This is a genomic window from Bradyrhizobium sp. (assembly GCF_016462955.1).
GTDB lineage: Bacteria > Pseudomonadota > Alphaproteobacteria > Rhizobiales > Xanthobacteraceae > Bradyrhizobium.
Map to the genome: position 1 here is coordinate 715 of NZ_JAEMSD010000653.1, position 719 is coordinate 1,433.

The 719-nt window shown below is 65.5% G+C and carries 2 protein-coding genes; both read left to right on the plus strand.

Going from position 1 to position 719, the window contains the following annotated elements; genetic code table 11:
* Positions 1-171: 171 nt before the first annotated feature.
* On the plus strand, positions 172-357 hold the full coding sequence (locus JHD07_RS36295) for a hypothetical protein (RefSeq protein ID WP_126261501.1): 186 nt from the start codon (positions 172-174) through the stop codon (positions 355-357).
* 21 nt (positions 358-378) lie between these two features.
* Positions 379-719, plus strand: a 341-nt coding sequence (locus tag JHD07_RS36300; RefSeq protein WP_291630938.1) for an SDR family NAD(P)-dependent oxidoreductase, incomplete at its 3' end; no start/stop codon positions are given.

The following is a 719-nucleotide window of genomic DNA, read 5'->3' on the forward strand; positions in this document are numbered from 1 at the left end:
GAGCCCCGGCAGTGCCGGGGCTTTTTCGTTTCCGGGGCTACGCCTCGTCCCTGCGTCACCGGAGCCGGCATTGTAACCACACCGAAGCTGCGGTTACTGTGCACCAAGCTTTCGGCGCCGGGGATCCTTTCATCACCGCGCGCGACAGAGGCGGACCGATGGGAGGAATGCATGCGCAGATTTCTGCTCGTCGCAGGCCTGTTTGCAACTGCCCTCGGCCTGCTCTGGATCGGACAGGGTACGGGCACCGTTCCGTGGCCACGGTCGAGCTTCATGGTCAACCAGCTGCAATGGGCCGGCTATGGCGCCGCCATGGCCGGCTTCGGGCTGGTGCTGATCTGGCAGAGCAACCGATAGAAGAAACCAGGGAATGAAAGCATGACATCCAGCCGGTTCGATCTCCGCGGCAAGGTCGCGATCGTCACGGGAGGCAATGGCGGCATCGGGCTCGGCATGGCGCGCGGCCTTGCCGACGCCGGCGCCGACATCGCCGTGGTGGGGCGCAACGAGACCAAGTCCGCCGCCGCGGTGGCCGATCTCAGGCAGCGCGGCGTGAAGGCGATCAGTGTTGCCACCGACGTGACCGACAAGGCGGCCGTTGCCGCCATGATCGAGCGCGTCGCCAAGGAGCTCGGCCGCATCGACATTCTCATCAACAATGCCGGCATGAGCATCCGCAAGCCGCCGCACGAGCTCGAGCTCGACGAGTGGAACAAGGT

What these genes read in the sequence shown, in the direction of transcription:
- JHD07_RS36295 (WP_126261501.1), top strand. Translation starts at nt 172, where the DNA reads ATGCGCAGATTTCTGCTCGTCGCAGGCCTGTTTGCAACTGCCCTCGGC.